A 228-nucleotide genomic window follows, 5' to 3' on the forward strand; every position below is an offset into this window, starting at 1 on the left:
GTTCCAGTAACTTCGGTTGTGAGAGTTCAAGTCTCTCCTTCCGCACCATGTTCTTAAGTAGAACTAAAACTCTTCAAGTTTAGCGTTGGGATATCGCCAAGCGGTAAGGCAGCAGGTTTTGATCCTGCCATTCCCAGGTTCAAATCCTGGTATCCCAGCCAACTACTTCCCTGTCTAATTTCTAATTTCTAATTTCTAATTTCTAATTTCTAATTTCTAATTTCTAAT

General features: G+C 39.5%; 1 tRNA gene. It reads left to right on the plus strand.

Annotated elements, in window-relative coordinates:
* Positions 1 to 86 precede the first annotated feature (86 nt).
* Positions 87 to 161, plus strand: a tRNA-Gln gene (locus tag NYF15_RS09155).
* Positions 162 to 228 lie beyond the last annotated feature (67 nt).

It is taken from the genome of Pseudoalteromonas sp. 68 DY56-GL68, assembly GCF_041414825.1.
In the GTDB taxonomy this organism is placed as follows: domain Bacteria; phylum Pseudomonadota; class Gammaproteobacteria; order Enterobacterales; family Alteromonadaceae; genus Pseudoalteromonas.